This window comes from Deltaproteobacteria bacterium, assembly GCA_016875225.1.
In the GTDB taxonomy this organism is placed as follows: Bacteria; Myxococcota_A; UBA9160; order SZUA-336; family SZUA-336; genus VGRW01.
Window position 1 is genome coordinate 1 of record VGRW01000175.1, and the last position, 1,706, is coordinate 1,706.

At 69.2% G+C, this 1,706-nt stretch carries 3 protein-coding genes; all 3 read right to left on the reverse strand.

Translation table 11 applies throughout. The annotated features are described in order from the left end of the window. On the reverse strand, window positions 1-580 hold a 580-nt coding region (locus tag FJ108_18540), incomplete at its 3' end, for a lytic transglycosylase domain-containing protein (GenBank protein ID MBM4337892.1). Between the two features lie 4 nt (window positions 581-584). Continuing rightward, a complete protein-coding gene (locus FJ108_18545; GenBank protein ID MBM4337893.1) occupies window positions 585-917 on the reverse strand; it encodes a hypothetical protein in 333 nt (110 codons plus the stop codon). Window positions 918-1,133: 216 nt separating this feature from the next. Then, window positions 1,134-1,505 carry a bacteriophage CI repressor gene (locus tag FJ108_18550; GenBank protein ID MBM4337894.1) on the reverse strand — a complete coding sequence of 124 codons (372 nt, stop codon included), beginning with the start codon at window positions 1,503-1,505 and terminating at the stop codon, window positions 1,134-1,136. Window positions 1,506-1,706: the final 201 nt, after the last annotated feature.

A 1,706-nucleotide genomic window follows, 5' to 3' on the forward strand; every position in this document is an offset into this window, starting at 1 on the left:
GGGGCGCGTAGACGCGGTTGGCGTACTTGTCGGGAAGGATCTCGCCGACGGCGAGCCGGCGATCGATCTCGCCCGGGCCCCAGTTGTAGGCGGCGAGCGCGCGCGTCCAGTCGCCGTAGCGCGCGCGCAGGATCGCGAGGTAGCGCGTCCCGAGGCGCAGGTTCAGCTCGGGATCGAAGAGCAGCTCGGGCCCGGTCCAGCGAATTCCGGCCTCGCGGGCGAGCATCTCGCCGGTCGCGGGCATGATCTGCATCAGCCCGAGCGCGCCGACCGACGAGCGCGCGAAGTTGTAGTAGCCGCTCTCCGTGTGGATCACGGCGAGGACCAGGGAAGGCTCGATGCCGTTTCGCTTCGCTTCGCGAACCAGGGCCGCGGCGGTGCGGCGCACCTCGAAGGGCGCAAGCCCCGTCATGTGACGCGCGAGCAGGGCCTCGATCTCGTCGGCGGCATCCCGGGAAGCCGGCTCGGCCGAGGCGGACACTGCCGGCAGCTCCGGCGCTCGCACGCTCGGCGCTCGCATCGCGCAGGACAGGCCCCCGGCGAGGCTGAAGCTGATCACGAGTGCAGCGAGTCGGTTCATCGCCCTAGCTCCACGACAGCGGGATGTCGATGGCCTGGATCACCTCGAGGTTGTTCAGCGCCGCCCAGCCCGGGAGCAGCGAGAGAACCACGAGTAGCGCGAGCTTGATCCGCGGCGGGATGCGCTTCGTCACGACCAGGAACGCGATCGCGAGCGCCGAGATCACCATCTCGAGCACGAGCCCTTCCTCGAGCCCGATCGCCGCGAAGAGCCAGGCGGCGGCCGGGTTGGCCTCGGTCACCTCGAAGCCCGGCACCGGCGCGCGCAGACACAGGAACGTGGTGGCGTTGTCCGCCAGGTTCAGGAGGACCGCGAGGACCCCCAGGAAAATCCGCATCGACGCCTCCACGCGAGTCGGTCTCGCCGGGCGGAGGTCGGTACAAGTTTCATGCCGCGAAAGCCGCCGGATGCGGCAACGCGTGGGATTCCGCGCGCATCCGCGCCGGGGCTGCGCGCGCAGGCGCGCGCAGCGTCTTCACGGTGGCGTGGAAGCTGGCTTCCCAACCACGGCAATCGGGGGGGCGGATGGCTCCGCGATGGCGGAGCGGGGCGCTCAGCCCTTCGCGCGACCCTTCCCCATCAGCAGCCAGTCGAGCGAGATCCCCTCGCGCACGGCCAGCGTGATCAGGAAGTCCGCGTGGGGGGTGGTGCCGCTCTCGTATCGGTTCACGTTCTGCTGGAACACGCCGAGCTCGCGTGCGAAGGAGCGCTGCGAGCGCTCGCCGCGCACCTGGGCGAGGCGGATCGGAATCAACTTCTTCTGCTTCTCGAGTACCGCTTTCGGGACCCCGGCGCTCTGGGTCTTCGCACTCTTCTTCGCCGTTCGTCCTGCCATGGAAAGCTCCTTTCGCTTCGCTCTACTCGAGTGACGTCCGCCGCTCCGTGCGACCTGCCTCGAAGTCGGATCCGACTCGATCATTGGCACGGGGAACACTCGTGACACAATCCCATGTAATCACGCGCGGGGCATCCTAGCGAAGCTTCGCGACGGTTCAAGACGGTTGCGCCTCGCTTGCCGGGGAATGCGCGGGCTGGTACGGTGCCGGCCGATCGAGTCGGGTACGGGGGCGAGTGTCGATGCGTGTCGTTGCCGGGGAGCTGCGGAGCCGGCGCCTTCACACGGGGG